We start from the raw sequence: 23,779 nt of genomic DNA, 5'->3' as shown, positions 1-23,779 counted from the left end.
TACTAACCTCTGTATTAATTTAGGGTTATAGGTTATTTAGCTTAAGCTAATTCTGGCGGTTTATATATACCCATCCGGTTTTAGCTTCGCCATTATTACGGTTTACTACATAATAATAGGTTCCGGTAGGCAGTTCATCGCCGTTTGATGCCTGTCCGTGCCACTGGTTAGTATAATTAGCTGCATTATATACCTCTTTGCCATAACGGTTAAAGATGCTTACCCTTTTAACGTCTAACCCTGTAAGGTCAAAATCGTCATTAAAGCCATCTCCATTAGGTGAAATACCTTTTGGTATATCGCAGGTTGTAGAAAGCACTTCGTACTGCTTAGTGCCGGTGCATCCTTCTGCGGTAGTAACTGTAACGGTGTACGTACCCGGTTCAATAACCTCAAATTTATTTTCTGAAGCTGTAAAGCCCTGAGGCCCAGTCCATGAATAGGCAGCGGTTTCCAAATCAAAAGATCCGTTTTCATCAATGGCTGCGAGCATGTATATATCGTCTTCACAACCCTCGGTAAAGGCAATTGCCACAGCATCATTGTTTTTTACAACCACGATGTTTTTAGTAACACTACAACCATTAAGGGTTACGGTAACGGCATAGGTACCAAAGTCGATACCTTCAAGCACAGGCCCGCTGCCATCTACAGGTGTGCCGTTAAGCGACCATGAATAGGTTGCGGCAGCCTGGTCAAAATTCTGGGCAACTACTGTTACATCTATCATTGCGGCGCTACATGCATTTACAGGTGCGCTCAGCGAAAATTGCGGTAACGGATTAATGGTAACTATAAAATTGCTTTCGGCAGTACAGCCTGCTGCGTTTTGTGCCAACACATAAATGGTTTGACTGCTGCTGATAGTTTCACCGGCGTTGAGGGTTATACCTCCGCCATTTGGCAGGGTATGGTACGTATTGCCGGCAGAAAGTGCCGGTAAAATATAACTTTCGCAAGCGGTAGCGTCGGCAATTTCATCTACAGGCGGTGCCGGTATTGCCGTAACGGTTACAGTTTTGGTAGTAACACAGCCATGATTGTTTACGGTAACGGTATAGACACCTGCACTTGTAATTGTAAGGTTAGCTGTGGTATCGGTAAGCGGCTGGCTGTCTCTTGTCCATGTGTAGGTAACATCAAGCGGGTCATAATTTACAGGAACAACGGTAATTGTACCCGTAGCAGCGGTACACAGCCCTGTAATATCGTTAACGGTAAACTCAGGTATATTGTGTACGGATATTGTAAACGACTTAATACCGTAACACTGTATAGTTGTATCATAGATCCTTACGTAAATGGTTTGCACCCCCTGCGTAGCATTTTGATAGGTTAGCGGTAGTGCTCCCGTGTTGTTTTGTGCGGCATCATGTGTAAGGTGGTAAGACACCTCATAAGGGCCTGTGGTAGTACCCTGAACGATTGCAATAGTGCTTACCGAAAAGTCAAACTGGGCAAAGCCGTCGTTATCGCAGGCAGTTAGGTTTTCAGGGTTACCTGTAACGCTTTCTACCGAAGGGTAGAATTCTATAACAACACTATCCTGTGCCAAGGCACAAGTATCGCCTTCGGCTATTACCTGCACGGCATAGGTGCCCGGCTGCGTTATGGTAAGTGTGGCATTGGTTTCGCCGGTAAGGATTTCGCCATCGCGTGTCCATATAAAATCATAGTCATCTGCATTCAGGCCTGTAGTAATGGTATGTTCGCCATTGGCACAAACTGCAGTGTTAGTGCTCACTAAAAGGTCAGGGCCTAAATCAACCTCTACGCTAATTTCTGCCTTGCCTATAAATACCCCCGAATCGCCATAGCTACCCCCGGTCCAGTCGGCAACTACCAGTTTAAGGTGGTATTGTTCGTTAGGATTTAAATCGGCCTTTGCTTTAAGCGGCACGGTATGGCCGTTAAAATTGATAGGAGTATTGTTTTCTAAACCATTGCCTTCATTGTATTCATCAAAATAGCCTTCGTTTTGGGCATCGCAAATAAAATTACCTACGGCAGCATTCCTTATCGAAGTTACGCCTACAGGAGTGTTGGTATCGGGTACCACGGCCATGTTAGTCGTGTTGCCGTTGCTATCGGTAAGTAAAAAGGCAAATGCGAACGAGTTAAAACATTGTACTGAGCCCGGCCCGTACTGTTCTGATGCGAAAATAAAATCAAAGCTCAGTTGCGTGCCTTTAGGTACAAAATCAAACTCCAGCGTTGTTGCCATATAGGATGGCCCTACAGATCCCGATGTTCCCTGAAAACCCGCCTGAGCCATGCTGGTATTAAGATCGGCATCGCCATCCCACAACCACCATTCGTGCAGTAAATTGCCATAACCATCGCCATAATTAGGGCCTACAGTTTTAGTAACATCCCCGGTTGTTAATGCGATACCTTCCGGCAGCATAAAATCAGATTGATTCTGGCTAAAATAACCTATCCCGGTTGTACTTAAGCCATGCTCCGGGCCCGATGATGCTACTACATTGCTTATATCGGTGCACGCAGTATCCATAAACAGGTCAGTAATTAGTTGTGTATTTGTATATTGTGTGGTACTCACAGCAATTGGCTGATCTGGTGTTCTTATGCATACATTAAATGATGTATCCTGAGGTGCAGCGGTATATGGGGTAAACACCCTTATCCAATAGGTTTGCCCTATAACAAGCTCACGCAGCACTTTTGGTACAGCGCCTGCATAATAACATTCCCCTAATTGGACTAAATTGCTGCAATTTCCGCTATATAGGCCATACATTAATGAGGTTTCCGACCCCACAATATCGGTGATAAACAGGGTATGCGTGGTAGCCGTGGCTGTAAACTTAAACCATACATCATCATTATCTGCCTGTGTGTCGGATATGTTACAGTCGGATACAGATGACGATGCTGTTGCTCCTTTTACGGTCCCTGCTGTCGAATTTGTACACAATGCTGTGGTATTTACGGGTACATTTAATGCACCTGCACAATTGTCGTTAACGGGAAGCGTAACAAAGTTGCCGGGATCTGACCAGATGCTGCTATCGGTACTGCTACACACCGCTTTTACATAGACCTGGTAGTTAGTAGAGGGCTGTAACGGGCTGCCATCGGGCAATTGTGTAATAGTAAAAGGATTTGTATTTGCAGGGATCCCGCTACCGGTAGGTATTGCTCCGCCTGCCGGCTGAACAAAAATTTCCCAGTTTGTTTCGTTACCGCCCTGCGGCCAGGATAGCGTTACAGCGCCCTGGTTTATACTTGTTGTTACAGGTATGCCGGGTTCAGAACAGGTAGGTATATTTTCTACCACAATATTATCTATGGTAATGTCCGGGCCAAAATCAAGCCCGGGTGTAACCTGCCATGCCAGGTATACTGTGCCGGTGTAATTGGCTAACGATACAATTTCTTTAACATAGGCTGTATTGGTATAATTTTGGCCAGGCACGATAACCTCTGTAAAATCTTCAGGGTCTTTTTGTGTGGTAGACAGCATTACTTTAAAACCTGCCGAACCATAATTAACCTTGTGATGATATTTTAACCTTTGGTTACCGTTTAATGTTATTGGCGGAGAAATAAGCCAGTCATTAGGTAATGCACTTGTTGAAAGCGTGGCCGCCTGATCGCCTTCATAGGGGCCTGACCACGGATAATCAGTATTCCATGAATTCCAGTCAAAGTTGGCATTTACAATTTGCCAGCAGTCTTCTGTCGTAGACTGGCTGTTGAAGCCTTCATAAAAAGGTATTGAGTTAGGCCCACAGCCAGTTGTAAAACGGTAAGGCCCTGCCCATGTACTGCTGTTTAGCGCATCGCACACCGAACGTACATAATATTCATATTGGGTTGAAGTTAAAAGCCCAGTTTTATTGAATGATGTTGCCGATGCTGTTTCGCCCACTGTAGCTGCCGTAGGTACTGGGCCATTTGCAGGCTGAACTACTACCTGCCATGAACTTTCGGTATCGCCCTGCAGCCATGATAATATGGCAGCATTCCAAGATATATTATTAGCGGTCAGGTCAATTGGCTCAGCACACGCAACCTGTGTATTAATGCGTACGTTATCTATAATTAACTGGTCGGCGGCTACAGTACCCTGTGGTATGTACCAGGCTATGTACGTAGTGCCGGCAGGTAAATTAGAAAGATTAATTGTTTTTTCTACAAAAGTGGTGTTGTAATAGGTGGTTAGCGGCGCTAATTCTGTAGTAAAATCCTCGGGGGCTATACCCGTGGTAGATACCATTATTTTAAACGGGACAGGATTATTGGCTGTTTTAAAATGGAATTTTAAATACTCATTACCCGTTAATATTATACCGGGAGAGATAAGCATATCGTTATTTGCAAAGGCGTAGCCGGAGTCAAAGCGTGCGGCTTCATCTCCCTCAAACGTATCATATATATAATCAAGGTTCCATGTAAAGCTGTCGTTATTTGAGTTTAGTACCGTCCAGCAATTTTGTGTGGAAGAGTTGGAGTTAAAGCCCTCATAAAACGGCGCCGGAAGCGCATCGCACAGGGTGGTAAAATAAAGTGGCCCTTCCCATTCGCTGCCCAGGCCGGTATCGCAATTTGCCCTTACATAAAATTTGTACTGGGTATTTGGCTGTAAGCCGCCCGCAATATAAGGTAGTGTACCGGTATAATTTTGGCCGGTTCCTGTAAACCCTTCCTCTAAGGGCAGCACTGCAACATCCCATGAGGCAGGTGCAACAGTACTTTCCCAACTTAGTTTAGATGATGTAGTGGTGTAGGGCTGGGCGCTTAAATTTGCAGGAGGTAAGCATTGCTCTGCAACGAGTACATTATCTATATCCCAGCGGTCGCCCTGATTGCCCTGCATTACAAAAGCTATATAAACTGTTTCGCCTTCATAAATTGTTGGTAGGGTTATTATCTTTTCCGTCCAGTTTAACTGTGTAGGGTTCATTTCCAGTTCGGTAAATGATGCAAGCTCAGTATAGTTTTCAACAGCAGTCTGGGCAGTGGTACCTATAGTTGTAGATATCATTACTTTATACTGTGTACCCTGGTCGGCATTAAAAAACAGTTTAGAAAAAAACCGCAGCTGGCCATTTTGTGGCACTACGAATGATTTTGTTACCAGCCAGTCGCTGGTGGTAGTTTCAGGAGCAACAGCTTCACGGTCCAGGTAAGCGGCGTGTGTGCCCAGGTAAGCCGGCTGTGCATCGCTGCCGCTGGCATGTAACCATGTTTTAGCCGGGCCTGCAAGGTTAATAATAGCCCAGCCATCAGGGCCACCGCTGCCAGGATTTGTAGCAGGCGTTGTCCAGGAACCTTCAAAGGTTTCAAGAGGCAATCCCTGCGCATTACCATTTAAGGATAGCAATGCCAAAAGAATTAGTGAATAGATTTTTTTCATGTTCTGCATTTAGTTTTTGACCAATAATCTGGAGTAGGAATTATTGGGTTAGTGAAGCGATTTTAATGCAACATTAACTAAAAATTAAAGCAAAATTTTTATTGTGTAGTTAAAGTGAGGAGCAAATAACGTGACAAATAGAGACAATTTGTACGACATTTAATATTTAAATGCTTGATATATAGTCAAATAATTCCACATCTTTAGGAATTTCCATTTTTGCGGTAATACGCTCTTTTCTCTTGCGTGCAGCAACCAATGTTATGTTAAGTATGTATGCAATCTCCTTAGTGCTCAGGTTCATGTACACATAAGCAATAAAGCGAGTATCGTTTGCGCTGAGGCCGGGATGCAGCTCTTTTAGCCGCATTAAAAAGCCCTGGTTTACGTTCTCAAAATGGGCAATAAAGTCTTCCCATTCGTTATCGCTGCGCAGGTGGTTTTTTAGCGATTGTATGTGAGTTGACAAAACAGGGTCTTTAGAAAATTTTGGTTTTTTAGAAAGGTATTCCAAAATGTCTTCTATAAGCTCGTTCCTGCTGGAAAGGTACAATGCCTTGGATGACAGTTTCCTGTTGCCCGATTCTACCTCACCCTGAAGCTGTTCTTTTTCAAACCGGGAGGCTGTTATTTGTTTTTCTAAAAGCAGTTTATCACTTTTTTCCTTTTCCAGTTGCAACACCGCTATATGCTGGTTCTTTTCGGCAATAGCCTTCTTTTGCCTTAGCATTAATATTACAATTATTACTATGGCTATAACAATAAGCAGTACCGATAGAAATATTTTACGCTCTGCACTTATTTTCTCCTGGTTATGGGCAATCTGGTTTTGGTAATTAAGTATTTCAAACTTTACTTTGCTGTTCTCAAAAATGCGGGTATTCCTTATTTTAGTCAGGGTGCTGTCTAACGTTATTACCAAGTCTTTGTACCTGATAGCCGTTTCATAAGATTGTTGTTTGTAGTATATTTTAGAAAGCAGGCGGTAAAGATCGGCCTTGGTTTCTACATCCGGGTTAAGGTTAAATACCTTCTGCACCGTAGTTATGGCCTCATTATAGTTTTGTTCTTTAGTATAGGTTTTTGCAATAAGCACTAACAGCCACATACGGTCATTTTTAAACTCAGGTTTATCCAGTTGTTTATATATATCCTGGGCTTCGCTGCGCGCCTGTACTGTTTTACCCAACAATAAGTCATTTTCTGCAAGCGATATGTTTGCCTGCATTAAAAAATGTGTTTCTTTATTATCTTTTAAGTATCCTATCCCCTCTAAAATATATTTCCTTGCTTTTACGGGGTCATTGGTTTGGTTAGCAACATTACCCAGATTAAGCGCGTATAACCCTAAATTTTTATAGTCCTTAATTTCTTTTGCGGTATTGTAGGCTTTTTCAAAATACATTTTTGCCTTATCATAATTCTTTTCTTCAGAATATAATACGGCTATATTGTTAAGCACCAACATTTCGTATTTAGGCTCAAGGTTTTTTACTGCATTTTTATAGCCCTCCATGTAATAATTAAGGGCCTCGCCATAATCATGCATGGCGTAATAATTAGAGCCAATATTAATGGTAGCCTTATACAATTCTTTGTGCCAATGGTTCTTTTCAGCCTTGGTGCGGGCCTGGGTAAGCAGCTCTAACGATTTTGCATGCTCTTTTTTCCACAGGGCATCTATGCCTTTCTCAATTATGGTATCGCATTGCGACCTTGTTTGAGAAATAGCCTTGCTGCTTATTGCTACTAATGCAATAAGCAACACACCAACATTAAAAAAGCGTAGTTTTTTAGCAAGCATGGTATTTCAGGAATGTTTAATGGGAGATAATGCAAAGCAAATGTAAGATTTTTATTGTATAATAATAGATACTACTGAATATGTATAATTTAAGATGAAAATAGTTTATAAACACTTTATTAAATAACATACTGTATACACAGGTATAAAAATATAAGTGATACGTATTGAGCATTTTACAAATTTATTTAGATATAATTCTTAATTCAAAATTTTATATCTTTGTCAACATGATTTATTTTTTGCATTTAAATTGCAACAATCATAATTTAACCTATCAAAAATACAGGATAAATAAAAATGTCGGATATAAAGAGTTTTGATGAATCCCTTCTTATCAGTGAACTAAAAAATCACAATGAGAAAGCATTCCGTAAACTTTTTGATAATTATTATCAGGATATCTATGGTTATAGCCTTAGCCTTTTAAAATCTAAAGACTTTGCCGAAGAGAATGTTCAGGATGTTTTTTTAAAGGTATGGCTTAACCGAGAAAATTTAGACGCCAGTAAGTCATTCAAATCCTATTTAACAACCATTGCCAGGAACCAGGCTTTTAACACGCTTAATGTTGCCGCAAATGATGTACTTCTTAAAGAGGAAATTTTTAAAAGCAGCGCTACATCTCACGAGCAGGGAGACTATCATATTCGTGAGGACGATTGCAAAAAACTAAAAAAACTTGCCATAAAAGAATTGCCTCCCAAACGCAAGAAGATATTTAAAATGTCCCGTAAGGGTAAAACATACGAAGAAATTAGTGCAGAACTTGGCATATCCGTAAATACGGTAAAAAGCCAAATGAGTAAAGCACTGGAGTCTATGCGGCTATTTTTTCAAGCTCACGACGAGATTTTGCTACTACTATTATCCTTACTTCTGCAAATCACTCTTTAGAGTGATTTTTTTTTATTTAATTTATGTTTTTAAATTGCTTAAAATCAATATTTTAAATTTTATTTTAAAAAAATATTAAAAAATTATATCGTTTGAGTAGTAGTCTAAGGGCTTTCAACTGTATAATAGGTATACAGATACTAAAACAATTGCGTAATGAGCAACAGCCCTTATATAAAGATATTATTACAGAAGTTTATTTTAAACCAGTGCAACGCTGAAGAAATTAAGGAAGTTGCCGAATACTTTAAAAAAAATCAACTTACTGATGATTTTCCTACGGTAGATGAAGTAAAAGAATTGCTTGGTAATATGCCCCTTATGGATACTGCAACTGCCCACAGCATATTTACAAATATAACTGTACAAAATAAACGTCCAATTTCAATTAACAGGAAAAGGGGTAGCTATAAAAAATACATTAGTATAGCAGCCTCTGTTGTTGTATTGCTTACAGTTGGGCTGGTTTACCAAATACGATCTAACAATCATAAAGAAAGCCTGCCACTCTTAAAAGGCAATGAAATTACAATACAATTAGAAAACGGCGACATACAGGTGTTAACCGAAACCGGGCAGGCAGCACTAACCGATGCCAATGGCAATGTGGTAGGCAACCAAAAGGGAAGTAAAATTAAGTACGATACCAACACATCTATAGAAAACCTTGTATACAATACAATTAAAATACCTTACGGTAAACGTTTTCAGCTACAGCTTTCAGATGGTACTATCGTGCACTTAAATGCGGGAACTACACTACGCTATCCTGTTCGTTTTATTGCCGGGCAGGAAAGGCTGGTGTTTTTAGATGGTGAAGCCTATTTTGATGTGGCAAAAGATAAAAAACACCCTTTTGTGGTAAATGCCGGTAATTTAAATGTACGCGCCTTAGGTACTCATTTTAATGTGAGCAGCTATGATGATGATGACCTTACCGATGTAGTGCTGGAAGAAGGATCTGTAGCGCTTTACACAAAAAACCAAAAATTTGATGCTTTAAAAAATACAGTACTTAAACCAGGTTACAAAGGCAGTTTTGCAAAAAAAGACAGTAGTATAGATGTTAAATCGGTAAGTACAGATGTATATACATCATGGATATATGGCGAACTATATTTTAGGAACATGAGCTTTAAAAATATAGCAAAAAAACTGGAGCGCCATTACAATGTTACTATTCATAACCAAAACCAAAAGTTAGCTAACGAGAAATTTAATGCCTCGTTTAAACAGCAGCCTATAGGTGTTGTTTTAAGCTACTTTAACGACATTCAGCGAATTAATTATACTATTAAAGATGATACTATAACCATTAAATAACCTTAAATCCCAGTAAAATGAATGTATGAAAATTACGATGTAAAAAAAAATCGGAAAAAGCCTGAGAACAATTTCCGATTAGATAATTGATTATAACCCAAGGTAGAATTACAACCATTAACAAATTTATGAAAATAAACCCAAAAAGCATAGGGTTAAAATACCCGTTGCTTAAAATTAACCTGAAAGTGAAACTAACCACCCTACTTCTGTTGGTCGTTATGTTTAGTGGCAGGGCTAATACTTATGCCCAAACTAAAGTTAGCCTTAAATTAAACAATAAAACTGTTGAGAAGGTTATAGAGACGATTGAACGGCAAACCGACTTCCGTTTTATTTATAATATTGATGATATAGACGTTAACCGCCTTGTATCTATCCGTGTAAAAGATGAAAGTATCGATGCGGTTTTAAACACCCTGTTTAAGGATACCGGTACTTCTTTTAAGGTAAGGGATACACAGATAATCTTAAAAAAAGCTCCAGTAACAATTCCTAAATCTGTCAACATTCAGCAAACTGTTAAGGGAAAAGTTGTAGACGAGAATGGCATGCCACTTCCGGGCGCCTCTATAGTTGAAGAAAATACTACAAATGGTGTATCAACAGATGTTGACGGAAATTTCTCAATTTCTGTTTCCGGCCCCAATGCTGTACTGGTTGTAACTTACATAGGCTATCAGGCAAAAAAAATAAGTGCAGCACAGGATAACAGTACTATACAAATGGCACCTGAAGTGAGCGAACTACAGGAAGTTGTCGTGGTAGGTTACGGTACTACTACAAGGCGGGATGTAACGGGTGCCGTAGGCTCTGTTTTGGAAAAAGACATGAACCAGGGCGCACTTGTTAACCCTTTACAGCTTATATCTGGTAAACTTGCGGGTGTAAACATTGCACAAACAGGCAGTGAGCCCGGCTCAGCGCCTTATGTAAGGATACGAGGTATATCGTCGCTTATTGGCGGTAACGATCCTTTGGTAGTTGTAGATGGTATACAAGGTAATATGGACCTCTTAAACCAGATACCGCCCAGCGAAGTTGCCAGTGTAGACGTGCTGAAAGATGCATCGGCTACAGCAATATACGGTACAAGGGGTGCTGCAGGTGTAATTATTGTAACAACTAAAAGAAATAAAGCGGGGAGTACATCCATAGAGTTTTCATCATCTACATCATACGATTACATACCTAAAAAATTAGATATGCTAAGTGCCGATGAATGGTGGGCGGAAGCTCAGAAAATTGGCGTACCGGCATCGGCTAACCATGGTGCCAATACCGACTGGTATGATATCCTTACCAAAAGCGGCGCTACACAAAACTACACACTTTCCTTTGGCGGAGGTACAGATACGTTTACGTACAGGGCATCTCTTGCAGCTGTTTTGCAGGAAGGTGTGGTACAAAACTCGGATAATAAAAAATACATTGGCCGTGTACAGGCAACCCAAACTGCGCTTGATGGAAAATTAAAACTGAACTTTAACCTTAACAGCGGTATAAACAATACTCAAAGTATGGTGCAAAGTATAGGCAGGGAGTCGTTTACGTCTAACCTTATTAGTAATGCGTACCTAATGCGGCCAACTGACCCGGTGTTTAATACAGATGGTACCTATTTTACAGACCCTAATATCTTTAAATACCTAAACCCATATGCAGTTAGCCAGACGGTAACTAATGAATCGCAAAATGATAATCTTTTTGGGAGCCTGAAAGCTGATCTTGATGTTTATGACGGAATTTCGATAGGAGGTTTTGGAAGCTGGAGAAAGACAAGTGCCATGACAGGCTTTTATATTCCTGTAGCCTCTACCGATGCGAATGCCATTAACCAAAATGGATTTGCAAACATTAACAACAACAGGCAAAACGAAAAGCTTTTAAACATAAGCCTTAGCTACAAAAAAATATTTGGCGACCATAGCGTTAATGCACTAGCCCTATACGAATGGCAAAACCAGGAGTACCAGGGCAACTACGCCCAGGCAAGGGGCTTTATTAATGATAAGACCACCTACAACGCCCTACAGTTAGGAGACATATCAAAAGTACTTTCCGGAGATTTTTCATCATACAAAAACGACCGTACCCTGGTTTCATTCCTTGGTCGTGTAAACTACTCATATTTAGGTAAATATTTGCTAACCGCCAGTTTAAGGCGAGATGGTTCATCAGTATTTGGGGCCAACAACAAATGGGGTAACTTCCCATCGGCATCGGTTGCATGGCAAGTAGACCAGGAAGGTTTTATGGCAAACCAGGCAGTAGTAAGCGCTTTAAAACTACGCGTAGGTTATGGTGTTACAGGTAATCAGGGCTTATCTCCTTACAACTCAATATCGTTAGTAGGAGCAAGCGGTGTAACATATTTTGGCGGCCAGCAAATTACAAATTATGCTATTACCCAAAATGCTAATGCCGATCTTAAATGGGAAACTAAAAAGCAAACTAACGTAGGTATTGATTTTGCACTCCTTAAAAACAGGCTGCGTGGTACATTTGATATTTTTACTGCAAAAACCGATAACCTTCTTTTTGATTATACAGTACCACAGCCACCCTTCCCGTTCTCTACGATCAGGGCTAATGTGGGCAACATAAGGAACGAGGGTATAGAGGCATCACTAAGCTATGACCTTATAGATACTAACGACCTAACATTAACGCTTAACGGTAACGCCACATTTTTAAGGAATGAAGTGCTAAACCTTAGTGGGAGCATTAACGGCGTACCGCTTAACACCGATTATGTATCGTGGGGGCCAAATAATTTCTTAATTAAGGGCCAGCCAATTGGCACATTCAATATACTTCACCATACCGGTAAAAACGATGCTAATGCAGAAACGGTGCAGGATGTTAACGGCGACGGAGTAATAGACCAGGGCAACAGGAGTGAAGACCGTATTCAGCGAGGATCTGCATTGCCTAAATATACTTTTGCGTTTAATCCTACTTTAAGGTATAAAAACCTTGATGCTTCTATGTTGTGGAAAGGATCTGGCGGAAACAAGATTTACAACAGTATAAAATCAAGCCTTAGTTATGAGGAGAACATTGGTAAATCAAACCTGTTAGCGAGTGCTGTTCCGCTTGGTTTATATACAAGCCAGTATGGCTCTGACCTTTGGCTGGAAAAAGGCGATTTTATAAGGCTTGAAAATGCAACCGTAGGCTACAGCTTTAATTTTAAAGAAGTTAAGTACATTGAGTCTTTAAGGGTTTCATTTACAGGTACTAACCTGCTGCTGATTACAGATTATAGCGGACTCGACCCTGAATTGAATTTTTCGGGTGGTAACGGAGCCGGTGGAGACAACGGTATCTATCCGCGTACAAGGACTTTCACTGTTGGACTTAATGTAAAATTTAAATAAAAATGCAAACGGGAATGAAAACGAAATTAAAAAATTTAGTCATATTATTTAGCTTTAGCTTTGTACTGCTTGCCGCATGTACCGATGTAGACGAAACAGTATATGATCGATACACAACAGATGATTTCTACGGATCGGCCGAAGGGTCTGATGTTGCCCTTGCCGGTGTTTATGCACAGGTAAGCGGTAACTGGAATGGTGTAGGTTATGCCGGTGCCGATATGGGCTGGTACGACCTAAACTCTATGAGTGCCGATGAGCAGGTAATACCACACCGTACCGATGGAAACTGGTCTATAGAATTTGCACGCATTTACAAACATGAGTGGCTGCCTACAGACACTATGATAGACAATACCTGGAACTGGCTGTATAAATCGATCTTTAATGCCAACTTAGCGGTATCACTGCTTGAAACTTCTAACGCAGACCCTTCTAAAATTGCCGAGGCAAAAGTACTCAGGGCGTTCTTTTATTACCTGCTTATTGATGATTTTGGTGATGTACCGTTTTACACCGAAAATAATATAACGGTAGACCAGATACCACAAAAAAGCCGCGAAGAAGTTTATAACTTTATAGTAACAGAACTTACCCAAAATGTAGAGAATTTATCGGCTACTAAAGGTGGTAACTACTATGGCAGGTTTAATAAATGGGCAGGCTATACGCTTTTGGCTAAAGTATATTTAAATGCTGAAGTATATACAGGAATCCCTAAATGGAGTGAGTGCCTTGCAGCCTGCCAAAAGGTTAGTGAGGGTGGTTTTTCACTGCATCCTGGCGGAGTGAATGCAGCGAGCCCGCTTGGCTACCATTTTTACGAGCTATTTGGCGATACAAATCCGGAGGATGAAACCATATTATCTATGTTTGCTACCGCAAATGTGGTGTCAAGAAATGTATATGGCATCCGAAGCCTTTATGGCGTTCACGCACTTTCACTAATAGGATTTAGCGGCTGGAATGGTACCATTGTACCAAGGGATTTCTTTGAGAAATTTGATGATAACGACATAAGGAAAAAACAATTTTTATTTGGCGACCAGGGCGGTGGTGTAAACTATACTCTTGATGTAGCTTCCCTTGATAATCCGGGTGCTGCACCACTGGCAGGTATCCGCGGGCTTAAATTTTATCCCGCCGGTACAATGGATGGGGGTGGAGCATCTAATGATTTCCCTATTTACAGGTATGCCGATGTATTGTTAATGATGGCTGAATGTAATGTACACCTTGGCGATGCCGGGGTAGCAAAACAATATGTAGATATGACAAGACAGCGTGCCGGGCTTAACGCATTGTCTGGCAATCCAAGCCTGGATGATATTTATGATGAGCGTGGTTTTGAGTTAAACTGGGAAGGCCACAGGAGGCAGGACATGATACGTTTTGGCAAATTCCTGTTACCTAAAACTTTAAAAAGCGGCACATCGCCAGAATTCAGGAAATTATACCCTATCCCAACATCAGCTTTAAATGCTAACGCCGGGCTTGTACAAAATCCGGGTTACTAAAAATTTAGAAAATCATGAAAAAACATATAAATAAACTGTTTGCTGTTTTTGCCGTTGCCCTGCTTGGCGCATCGTGTACCGATGATGGCGACCTTACTACTTTAAGTACAGTAAATTTTGCGGGCGGCATCGAAGCGTCTTCAACTACCATTGTAATTGATGCCGATAACAATTTTCAAACGGTAACTACGCTGTCATGGCAGGATGTGGCATTTCCTGTAAATGCTCCGGTTACCTATGCTTTAGAAATCGACATCCCAACAGATACCCTTGGCGCTAACGCATGGGCTAATGCCCAACGCATTGAGGTAGGCGAGGCTGTTCTAAGTAAATCATTTTTAGGCAAAGACCTTAATACTATAGCATTAGCATTAGGCTTGCAATACGATACACCGGGCCAACTGGCGGTTCGTGCAATAGCAACGCTTGATCGTGCTGTGTATTCTAAATCAATTGTTTTAAATGTAACACCTTTTGAACTGATGATGTATATGCCGGGCCAGTACCAGGGTTGGAACCCCGAAACTGCTGCAAGGCTAAGGGGTATAGAGGAAGGTATTTTTCAGGGGTATGCCACTTTTCCTGAAGGGCAGCTTGAATTTAAGTTTACCCCTAAGAAAAATTGGGATACATTTTATGGTTCTACCGGCGGCGACGGCATTGCAGAGAATGATGATGATAATTTATCAGTCCCTGCTGCGGGAACCTACCAAATAACAGTAAACCTAAATACATTAACCTACAGTGCAGTACCTTACGCTTACGGCATAATTGGTACAGCTACCCCGGGTGGTTGGGATGCCGATACCAATATGAGCTACGACCATGTTGCAGAACGATGGACGTATACCGGAGACTTAACACCGGGAGCATTAAAATTCAGGCTAAACGATGCATGGACAATTAACTACGGCTCTGCTAATGGAGAAAGTGGGGAACTTGCTAACGGTACAGTTGTACTGGACAATTCCGGAGCGCATACGATAGAAGAAAGTGGTAACTATACCGTAACCTTTGCAGTTGACACTCCTCCTGCAACCGCAACATATACTGTTATTAAAAATTAAGTATTAAGAATAAATTTGGTTCAGTTGATTATTTCTGGTAAGCATTTCTCCTGCTTTCATACTGGCAGGAGGATGCATTACTTAATCATACCCATATTAAGATCAAAAAACATGAAATTAAAAATGAATATACTACATGCAGTTGTGTTTGCACTTGCATTACTATCCTGCAGCAATGATGATGACAAGGCCGCTGCCCCTTATGAGCAATACGGCAGTACTTTTACAGCTATGCCTAAAGCCGAAGATGCCATAATATACCAGGTAAACATCCGCGCGTTTAGTCAGGAGGGTACGCTTAACGGAGTACGCGCTAAACTTGACGACATTAAAGCCTTGGGCGCTAATGTGGTTTACCTTATGCCCATTTACCCTGTTGGGCAATTAAATTCTGCCGGTGGTCAGGGTTCTCCCTATGCTGTAAAAGATTACAAGGCTGTAAATCCCGATTTTGGTTCGCTGGAAGACCTTCGTACCCTTGTAAATGAAGCACATTCAAAAAATATGGCTGTGATTTTAGACTGGGTGGCTAACCATACCGCATGGGATAATGCATGGATTACTGATCATCCTGACTGGTACCAAAAAGATGAAGAGGGCAATATTATTATACCTCCGGGAACTAATTATAATGATGTAGCACAGTTAGACTTTGACAATAAAGAAATGAGGGCTGCCATGATAGATGCTATGCAATATTGGGTTTATACTGCCAATATAGATGGTTTTAGATGTGATTACGCTGATTTTGTTGGGCAGGGTTTCTGGACGGAAGCTATTGCCAAAGTACGTTCGGTTAAAAGCCAGGAACTGTTAATGCTTGCCGAGGGTACAAGGGTAAACCATTTTCAGGCGGGCTTTAATTTTACCTTTGGCTTCAACTTTTTTAGCGCTTTAGAGCAGGTGTTCAACGGCAGCAAACCTGCCACTTACCTTCAGGATTCAAATGCTACTGAGTATGCTAATAACTATACTGAGTCGCAACGTGTGGTTAGATATACAACCAACCATGATGTAAACCTATCTGATGGTACTCCTTACGAGTTATTTAACGGCCGTGATGGCTCTCTTGCAGCATTTGTAGTTGCCGCGTATATGAAATCGGTACCGATGATATATAACGGACAGGAAATTGGCTATAATCAGCGTATAGACTATTTTAACCAAACACCTATAGACTGGAACACTGCCGATGCAGGTGTTTTGGCTGAATATAAAAAGATAATTGCTTTCAGGAGTACAAGCAACGCAATAAAATCAGGTAGCTATACGGGTTATAGCAGCAATGCGGTAAGTGTATTTACTATGAAAAAAGATAGCGAGACAGTATTAGTGCTTTCTAATCTTACTAATGTACCGGTAAGCTATATTGTACCTACTGCTTTAGGCGCCACATCCTGGAAAGATGCTTTTTCTAATGCACCTTTTACTATAGGCACGCAGGTAACATTACAGGCACACCAATACCTTGTACTTAAAAACTAATTGTGCGTTATTAATCCTTACTATAATCCAATGAATTTAAAATATATAGCCTTTGTGGCCATGCTCTTTAGTGTGTTTAACACTTTTGTAATGCAGGCACAAAACCTTTCTTCCCCGGATAAAAATTTTTCACTTCAGTTTAAACTGGAGCAAAACGGCGTGCCGTCTTACCAGTTAACCTATAAAGGCAAAGCTGTTATTAAGCCAAGTACTTTAGGTATTGAGGTTAAAAATGCCGCCTCATTTACAGACGGCTTTACGGTATCTAAAACCGAGCAGGCAACTGTAAACACTACATGGGAACCTGTAATGGGCGAGGAAAAAACAATTCGTAACAATTATAATGAATTGCTTGTTACCTTAACACAGCCAAAAAATAACAACAGGTACATTGGCATCAGGTTCCGTTTGTTTAATGATGGCCTGGGCTTTAGGTATGAATTCCCCAAACAGGACGGACTAAGCTATTTTATTATTAAAGATGAGCACACTCAATTTAACCTTGCAGGCGACCATAAAATATTTTGGATTCCGGGCGATTATGATACTAATGAGTATGCATATACAACATCTAAACTATCCGAAATACCTGCATTGCAAAAAAAGGCAACTATAGAAATAAGTGCACAGCAGCCTATTGCCAACCCATCGGTTCAAACCCCATCTATGATGAAATCGTCGGATGGGTTGTTTATCAACATTCATGAGGCAGCGCTTATTAATTATCCGGCGATGTCCTTAAATGTAGATTCTGGTTTTAAACTAAGCTCGCATCTAACGCCCGATGCTGTGGGTAATAATGGCTATATGCAAACCGATGCACAAACCCCATGGAGAACTATCATAGTGAGCGATAAAGCTACCGATATTTTAGCTTCTAAACTTATTTTAAACCTTAACGAACCTACTAAATACAAAGACGTATCATGGATAAAGCCTACCAAATATATTGGCGTATGGTGGGAATATTTTGTTGCAGGTAAAAGTACCTGGGCCTATGGTAAAGAGAATAACGTAAAGCTTACGGATGATTTTACCAAACTTACTCCTAACGGAAAGCACGGCGCTACTAATGAGCGTGTAATGCATTATATAGATTTTGCGGCTAAGCATGGTTTTGATGCTGTACTTGTAGAAGGCTGGAATATAGGTTGGGAAGACTGGATAGGCAACTGGAAAGAAGAGGTGTTTGATTTTGTTACGCCATACCCGGATTTTGATGTAAAAAAGCTGCGTGATTATGCAGCATCTAAAGGGGTAAAGATTATTATGCACCATGAAACATCAGGATCGGCCACAAATTATGAGCGCAGGTTAGACAGGGCTTTCCAGTTTATGAAAGACAACAACTATAGTGCTGTAAAAACAGGTTATGTGGGTAGCATAATACCACGTGGCGAGCACCACGATGGGCAATGGATGGTAAACCACTATATACATGTTGCCGAAAGGGCGGCTGATTACCAAATAATGATAGACAGCCATGAAGCCGTGCGCCCTACGGGATTAAACAGGACATACCCTAACTGGATAGCACAGGAATCGGCTCGTGGAACTGAGTTTGAAGCTATGGGCGGATTAGCTCCCGAGCATACAACAATATTACCGTTTACGCGCCTTATGGGTGGGCCTATGGATTATACCCCGGGTATCTTTCAAACCGATCTTACTTATTACAAAACCGGTGGTAACCAACGCGTAAACACTACACTTACCAAACAGCTGGCTTATTATATTACTATGTACAGCCCATTACAAATGGCAGCTGACATTCCTGAAAACTATGAGCGCTTTCCTGATGCATTTCAGTTCATAAAAGATGTGGCTGTAGATTGGGATAACACTTATGTGCAGGAGGCAGAGCCAGGCGATTATATAACCATAGCCCGTAAAGCTAAAGGTAAGAACGAGTGGTTTGTAGGCGGCGTTACCGATGAGAATTCAAGGACTGCTATAGTACCTTTTAGCTACCTTCCGGCAGGCAAAAAATATGTTGCCACTATTTATGCCGATGCTAAAGATGCCAACTGGAACCAAAAGCCACAAAACTATGTTATTACGAAAGTAATTGTTACTTCTAAAAGTACTTTAAAACAATTTGTTGCACCGGGCGGAGGTTTTGCTATCAGCATTAAAGAAGCAACCGATGCCGATATTAAAGCCTTCAAAAAACTATGATTTTGCGTTAGCAATTTTCATTGCATAATTTAATATTACGCTTATTATATATAACCTGAACTTAGGATAAGTTGTCGGGCAGGGTATTGCTTGCTGTATTTACATAAATTTCATGCTTGGAATTTATCCTAAGAGTCGGTTATTCAATTAATTAATATCTTAAAAAACAAACATTATGAACAAAAAATTACGTTATCTAGTTATGTGTCTTTTTGCATTTTGTTTTGCAAACGCACAATTTACTTCAATAGCAATTGTAGGTGATGGTACAGGCCCAAATGGATGGCCAGGCGAATCAGCAAATCCGGGTCCGGTAGATGCCAAACAGATGCTTACAGCCGATGGTGGTATTACATGGACTTATGATAACCTGGTTACGTTTCAGGGATCTGTTAAGTTCCGTGCAGACAACTCCTGGACTAACAATTGGGGCGGAGCTACTTTTCCGGATGGTACCGGGCTGTTTGACAGCCAAACTAACAACATTCCTACAATAGCGGGTGTGTATGATGTTACTTTTAATTCCACAACGTTGGCTTATAGCTTTGTAGCACAAAACCTTTATCCGGTTGTTAGCCTTGTAGGCCCCGGTGTTGTAGGTGGAAGCTGGGATTTAGATACGGATATGGCTACTACAGATGGTATTCATTACAGTGTAAGCCAGGTAGCCCTTTCGGGTGCTGTAAAATTCAGGCAGGACCATGGTTGGGCAACTAACTGGGGAGCCAGTGCATTTCCTTCCGGAACAGCCGTATTTGATGATGAGTCGGCCATAGATGTGCCCACGGGAACCTACAATGTAACGTTTAATAAAAATACGTTAGAGTACAATATTTACTTTTCTACAATTGCCATTGTAGGTGATGCCACGCCAAACGGATGGCCATTAAACACGCCTGGCGAAATAGATCCGCATACGCTTTCTACAACCGATGGTGTAAATTATTTTTTAAACAGTATTACCCTTATGGATGGAGTTGCTAAATTTCGGGCTAATAACGCGTGGATACAGGAATGGAGCGCTAATACGTTTCCTGACGGGACAGGGACACAAAGCGGTGGCGGAATCCCTGCTACGGCCGGTACTTACAGCATAACATTAAATACTTCAACAGGTGCCTATAGCTTTGCCGATCCGGTAGCTGGTACAGCAAACTTTAGTAAAGTTAGTATAATGGTATATCCTAATCCAACGCAGTCAGTTTGGAATTTTACTTCTGAAAACGATATTCAAAGCATAGAAATTACAGATGTTTCAGGAAAAAACATATTAACAGTCAATCCAAAAAATAAAGAAGCTAACATTAATGTTTCAGGTTTGAGTAGTGGCCTGTATTTTGCGAAAATTATTATAGATAATTCGTATTCTACAATCAAGCTGCTTAAAAATTAAGTTTTAGTTTACAGCTTGTTTAAATTATAGAGAGGGTATATTAAAGTAATTTAATATACCCTCTGCTTTTATAAAGTAACCTTATCTAAAAAGCCTGCAATCCCTTGGTTTTGCAGGGCTTTTATAAGCTTTTGAAAATAAGTTAGCTATTTTTTAAATACCTAAACGTGATTGCTTAAGGTAGAATTATACCGTGCTAAAAATGAATTTGTAAACCTACTTAATTTGTTAATTTATAAATGATTATTTGGTGCTTTGTAAAAAAATTGAGTAGAATTTTGCCACAAAAAACTTTGGGCTTCTTTATAAACTTTGATGAGGTGCTTAAAAATTAAAAAACCTGCAAATCCTTGAATTTGCAGGTTATAATAAAAAGTGGGGAGAGAAGGATTCGAACCTTCGAAGGTTTCCCAACGGATTTACAGTCCGTCCTCGTTGGCCGCTTGAGTATCTCCCCATTGCCTTTGCGAGATTAAGTGTTTCCCTTATTGCGGTGCAAATATAGCGTTGTTTTTTAACTATACAAACATATTATACGCTAATTTAATCACTATTTTTTAACGGACTGGCAGTTAGTAAAATAAAAAAATCTCCATAAGGAGATTTTCTACTTTGTATGTGTTTTAGCCTTACGATTTAGCTAAAAGTTCCTGCACTTTAGCTTTAAGTTCAGGACCTCTTAAGTCTTTTGCAACTATCGTACCATTTGCATCTAGCACAAAAGTGGCAGGTATGCTTGCTACACCATATTGTTTTGCAATAGGCTCATCCCAAAATTTAAGGTTAGAAACATGGTTCCATGTAAGTTTATCGGCTGTAATAGCTTCTGTCCATTTATCGGCAGTTCTGTCTAAAGAAACACCAATAATATTAAGACCTTTGCTATGTAACTCATTATAAAGAGCTACTACGTTAGGATTTTCTGCCCTGCATGGCTTACACCAAGAAGCCCAAAAATCTACAATGGTAACCTTGCCTAAAGCTTGTTTAAGAGCTAATTGTTTACCATCCGGCGTTGGTGCACTAAATTGTGGTGCAAGATCACCTACTTTAGCACCGGCAGCCTCAGCGCCTTCCGCAGTAGGGGCGGGCTGGCCATTTTTCTCAGCTTCAAGCTTTGCAAAATAATCAGATATTTGTTTTCCCTCTTTAGTTTTCTTTAAAGAAGGGTCAAGGCCATCAAATAATTTCTTAACCTCATCCATGCTGCTAATCCTCATTTGGGCAACCTGGCCAAGCACCATTAGGTTACAATAAGCCTTAGGGTTCTTTTTAACGAAATCCACAAGCTGGCCATTCCATTTTTTAACGGTGCTCTCTTTGTCTTTGCGAAGCTTATTTAATGTAACGGTATCGTTTGTTTTCATGGCTTCCTGGCCTTTAGCCATATTAGCAGCCTCTGTCTTTTTGTTTTCCTGGTAAATTTTGTAGCTTATACCTTTAAATTCTTCAAGTTTTTCATTGTTAAAAGTACCACCGGTAACTGATTTGTACAGGGTGTCTTTGTCTACTTTTATCTCAATTTCGCCCGGTTCAAGTATAAAATTAATCCTGCCATCGGTTTTTCCTTCTACATTAATCATTACCATTTCAGGATCTGTAGCTGTTCCTTTAATTACAAATTTGTCGCCTTCAACTTTTACGGTGTCAATAGGGGTAAGCCCCATCATGCCGCCTTGTTTTTCAAGGATTATGGTTTTGCCATCAAAAGTGTTATCGGCAAAAGTTCCTGTAACTTCGTATTCATTTTCTGCCAGTTGTTTGCAAGATACAACCATTGCCGCGGCTGCCAGAAATAAAATTGCTTTTTTCATTGTTGTTTTTTCTTGTTTGTTTGATTATTGCGCAAAAGTATTACAAAAATACCTGCACTTTTTGTGCTAAACGTTAATTTTATATAGTTATAAATGTAATTATGCCGGTTGGTTAAGTGTAATGGGTGCAGCTGTATTTTTAATACCTCCAAATCCTTTAAGTACATTGACCATGTTGTGATAGCCTCTTGATTTTAATATAGAAGCCATAATAATAGAGCGATAGCCACCGGCACAGTGAATATAAAACGGCTGGTTTTGCGGTACTTTCTCAAACTGCTCATTAATAAAATCAAGCGGAATGTTTAACGCATTTACCACGTGGCCACCATCAAATTCGCTTGGCTTGCGCGAATCTACCACAAGGGTATTTTCATCAAAAGCAGCAGCAAATTCTTCCGGAGAGACCGATTTTATACTGTCGGTCTCAAAACCGGCCTCTTTCCAGGCAGCAATACCACCACCTAAAATACCCAGTGTGTTATCAAACCCTACACGGGCCAGGCGGGTAATGGCTTCGGTCTCTAAACCTTCGGGAGTAACCAGTAAAAGGGGCTGGTTAACATCCATAATAAGAGCGCCTACCCACGGTGCAAAATTTCCGTTAAGGCCAATAGATATAGAGCCGGGTATGTGTTCTTCGGCAAAATCGTTCTCATTCCTTACATCAAGCACTAAAGCACCCGATGCATTGGCAGTAGCTTCAAAACCTGCGGGGGTAAGTATACGCCCACCGTTTTTAATAACGGTATCAAGGCTTTGGTATCCCTGAATATTCATCATCACGTTTTGAGGGAAATAAGCCGGTGGTTTACCAAGGCCATCAAGCAATTCAGCAATAAATTCGGCACGGGTCATATCAGCACGCAGCGCGTAATTTACTTTCTTCTGGTTGCCAAGGGTATCGGTAGTTTCCTTGCTCATGTTCTTGCCGCAAGAGCTGCCGGCACCATGGCTTGGGTATACAATAATATCGTCTGGCAGCGGCATAACCTTGTTGCGAAGAGAGTCGAACAGGTGCGATGCTAATACCTCTTGCGTTAAATCGCTGCTTAGTGCCTGTGCCAGGTCTGGCCTGCCTACATCGCCAATAAATAGCGTATCGCCGGTAATAATACCGTGTATCTTGTTGTTGTCGTTTAGTAGCAAATAGCAAGTGCTCTCCAGCGTATGGCCGGGTGTGTGCATTGCTAAAATGGTATAATCGCCCACTTTAAATTCCTGTCCGTCAAAAGCTATGGTAGCTTTAAACTCAGGCTGGGCAGTAGGGCCGTAAACAATTTGTGCGCCTGTTTTTTGAGCCAGGTCGATATGCCCTGATACAAAATCGGCGTGAAAATGCGTTTCAAAAATGTACTTTATGGTAGCGTTATCTTTTTTTGCCTTTTCAATATAAGGCTGTACTTCCCTAAGGGGGTCAAAAATGGCAGCTTCGCCATTGCTTTCCAGGTAATAGGCGGCCTGCGCAATGCAGCCCGTATATATTTGTTCTATTTTCATGATTGGTAAAGTTTTTATACCGCCTGATACGCAGG

Annotated in this window: 12 protein-coding genes and 1 tRNA gene; 8 read left to right on the top strand and 5 right to left on the bottom strand. The window is 40.7% G+C overall.

Annotated features, from left to right (window positions below):
- Positions 1 to 46: 46 nt before the first annotated feature.
- Positions 47 to 5,383 (bottom strand): choice-of-anchor J domain-containing protein, encoded by a 5,337-nt coding sequence (locus tag FMM05_RS02230; RefSeq protein WP_185965488.1) that lies wholly within the window; start codon positions 5,381 to 5,383, stop codon positions 47 to 49.
- A gap of 166 nt (positions 5,384 to 5,549) precedes the next feature.
- Positions 5,550 to 7,187 (bottom strand): tetratricopeptide repeat protein, encoded by a 1,638-nt coding sequence (locus FMM05_RS02225; protein WP_143371706.1) that lies wholly within the window; start codon positions 7,185 to 7,187, stop codon positions 5,550 to 5,552.
- Positions 7,188 to 7,487: 300 nt separating this feature from the next.
- Between FMM05_RS02225 and FMM05_RS02220 the strand changes: the two genes are divergently transcribed.
- From FMM05_RS02220 to FMM05_RS02185, 8 genes are all read left to right on the top strand, one after another.
- Positions 7,488 to 8,084 (top strand): RNA polymerase sigma factor, encoded by a 597-nt coding sequence (locus tag FMM05_RS02220; protein ID WP_143371705.1) that lies wholly within the window; start codon positions 7,488 to 7,490, stop codon positions 8,082 to 8,084.
- A 156-nt stretch (positions 8,085 to 8,240) separates the two neighbouring features.
- Positions 8,241 to 9,407 carry a FecR family protein gene (locus tag FMM05_RS02215; RefSeq protein WP_143371704.1) on the top strand — a complete coding sequence of 389 codons (1,167 nt, stop codon included), beginning with the start codon at positions 8,241 to 8,243 and terminating at the stop codon, positions 9,405 to 9,407.
- A gap of 128 nt (positions 9,408 to 9,535) precedes the next feature.
- The gene (locus FMM05_RS02210; RefSeq protein WP_143371703.1) at positions 9,536 to 12,790 is read left to right on the top strand and encodes a TonB-dependent receptor; all 3,255 of its coding nucleotides are present in this window, start codon (positions 9,536 to 9,538) and stop codon (positions 12,788 to 12,790) included.
- Positions 12,791 to 12,804: 14 nt separating this feature from the next.
- Positions 12,805 to 14,307 carry a RagB/SusD family nutrient uptake outer membrane protein gene (locus tag FMM05_RS02205; protein WP_143371702.1) on the top strand — a complete coding sequence of 501 codons (1,503 nt, stop codon included), beginning with the start codon at positions 12,805 to 12,807 and terminating at the stop codon, positions 14,305 to 14,307.
- Between the two features lie 14 nt (positions 14,308 to 14,321).
- The gene (locus tag FMM05_RS02200) at positions 14,322 to 15,374 is read left to right on the top strand and encodes a SusF/SusE family outer membrane protein (RefSeq protein ID WP_143371701.1); all 1,053 of its coding nucleotides are present in this window, start codon (positions 14,322 to 14,324) and stop codon (positions 15,372 to 15,374) included.
- Positions 15,375 to 15,497: 123 nt separating this feature from the next.
- Positions 15,498 to 16,859 carry an alpha-amylase family glycosyl hydrolase gene (locus FMM05_RS02195; RefSeq protein ID WP_235894340.1) on the top strand — a complete coding sequence of 454 codons (1,362 nt, stop codon included), beginning with the start codon at positions 15,498 to 15,500 and terminating at the stop codon, positions 16,857 to 16,859.
- A gap of 60 nt (positions 16,860 to 16,919) precedes the next feature.
- Entirely contained in the window at positions 16,920 to 19,037 is a 2,118-nt protein-coding gene (locus tag FMM05_RS02190) for a glycoside hydrolase family 97 protein (protein ID WP_394345141.1), read from the top strand.
- 175 nt (positions 19,038 to 19,212) lie between these two features.
- Complete coding sequence (locus FMM05_RS02185; RefSeq protein WP_143371698.1) at positions 19,213 to 20,430, top strand: T9SS type A sorting domain-containing protein; 1,218 nt, start codon at positions 19,213 to 19,215, stop codon at positions 20,428 to 20,430.
- Positions 20,431 to 20,806: 376 nt separating this feature from the next.
- On the opposite strand, the gene FMM05_RS02180 is transcribed toward FMM05_RS02185, so the two are convergent.
- The 3 genes from FMM05_RS02180 to FMM05_RS02170 form a co-directional block, all read right to left on the bottom strand.
- Positions 20,807 to 20,887, bottom strand: a tRNA-Tyr gene (locus tag FMM05_RS02180).
- A 172-nt stretch (positions 20,888 to 21,059) separates the two neighbouring features.
- Positions 21,060 to 22,244, bottom strand: a complete 1,185-nt coding sequence (locus FMM05_RS02175; RefSeq protein WP_143371697.1) for a TlpA disulfide reductase family protein — start codon at positions 22,242 to 22,244, stop codon at positions 21,060 to 21,062.
- Between the two features lie 99 nt (positions 22,245 to 22,343).
- Positions 22,344 to 23,744, bottom strand: coding sequence for an MBL fold metallo-hydrolase (locus tag FMM05_RS02170; RefSeq protein WP_143371696.1), 1,401 nt, complete (start codon positions 23,742 to 23,744; stop codon positions 22,344 to 22,346).
- Between the last annotated feature and the right edge of the window lie 35 nt (positions 23,745 to 23,779).

This window comes from Flavobacterium zepuense (genome assembly GCF_007097145.1).
Lineage (GTDB): Bacteria > Bacteroidota > Bacteroidia > Flavobacteriales > Flavobacteriaceae > Flavobacterium > Flavobacterium zepuense.
Note: the sequence above shows the minus strand (reverse complement) of the source record. Positions and strands in the feature narration are given on the sequence as shown.

Bases quoted from the DNA above. Each gene is read 5' to 3' on its own strand.
- FMM05_RS02220 (WP_143371705.1), top strand. From the start codon at position 7,488: ATGTCGGATATAAAGAGTTTTGATGAATCCCTTCTTATCAGTGAACTA.
- FMM05_RS02225 (WP_143371706.1), bottom strand. From the start codon at position 7,187: ATGCTTGCTAAAAAACTACGCTTTTTTAATGTTGGTGTGTTGCTTATT.
- FMM05_RS02170 (WP_143371696.1), bottom strand. From the start codon at position 23,744: ATGAAAATAGAACAAATATATACGGGCTGCATTGCGCAGGCCGCCTAT.
- FMM05_RS02195 (WP_235894340.1), top strand. From the start codon at position 15,498: ATGAATATACTACATGCAGTTGTGTTTGCACTTGCATTACTATCCTGC.
- FMM05_RS02210 (WP_143371703.1), top strand. From the start codon at position 9,536: ATGAAAATAAACCCAAAAAGCATAGGGTTAAAATACCCGTTGCTTAAA.
- FMM05_RS02200 (WP_143371701.1), top strand. From the start codon at position 14,322: ATGAAAAAACATATAAATAAACTGTTTGCTGTTTTTGCCGTTGCCCTG.
- FMM05_RS02185 (WP_143371698.1), top strand. From the start codon at position 19,213: ATGAACAAAAAATTACGTTATCTAGTTATGTGTCTTTTTGCATTTTGT.
- FMM05_RS02215 (WP_143371704.1), top strand. From the start codon at position 8,241: ATGAGCAACAGCCCTTATATAAAGATATTATTACAGAAGTTTATTTTA.
- FMM05_RS02190 (WP_394345141.1), top strand. From the start codon at position 16,920: ATGCTCTTTAGTGTGTTTAACACTTTTGTAATGCAGGCACAAAACCTT.
- FMM05_RS02230 (WP_185965488.1), bottom strand. From the start codon at position 5,383: ATGAAAAAAATCTATTCACTAATTCTTTTGGCATTGCTATCCTTAAAT.
- FMM05_RS02175 (WP_143371697.1), bottom strand. From the start codon at position 22,244: ATGAAAAAAGCAATTTTATTTCTGGCAGCCGCGGCAATGGTTGTATCT.
- FMM05_RS02205 (WP_143371702.1), top strand. From the start codon at position 12,805: ATGAAAACGAAATTAAAAAATTTAGTCATATTATTTAGCTTTAGCTTT.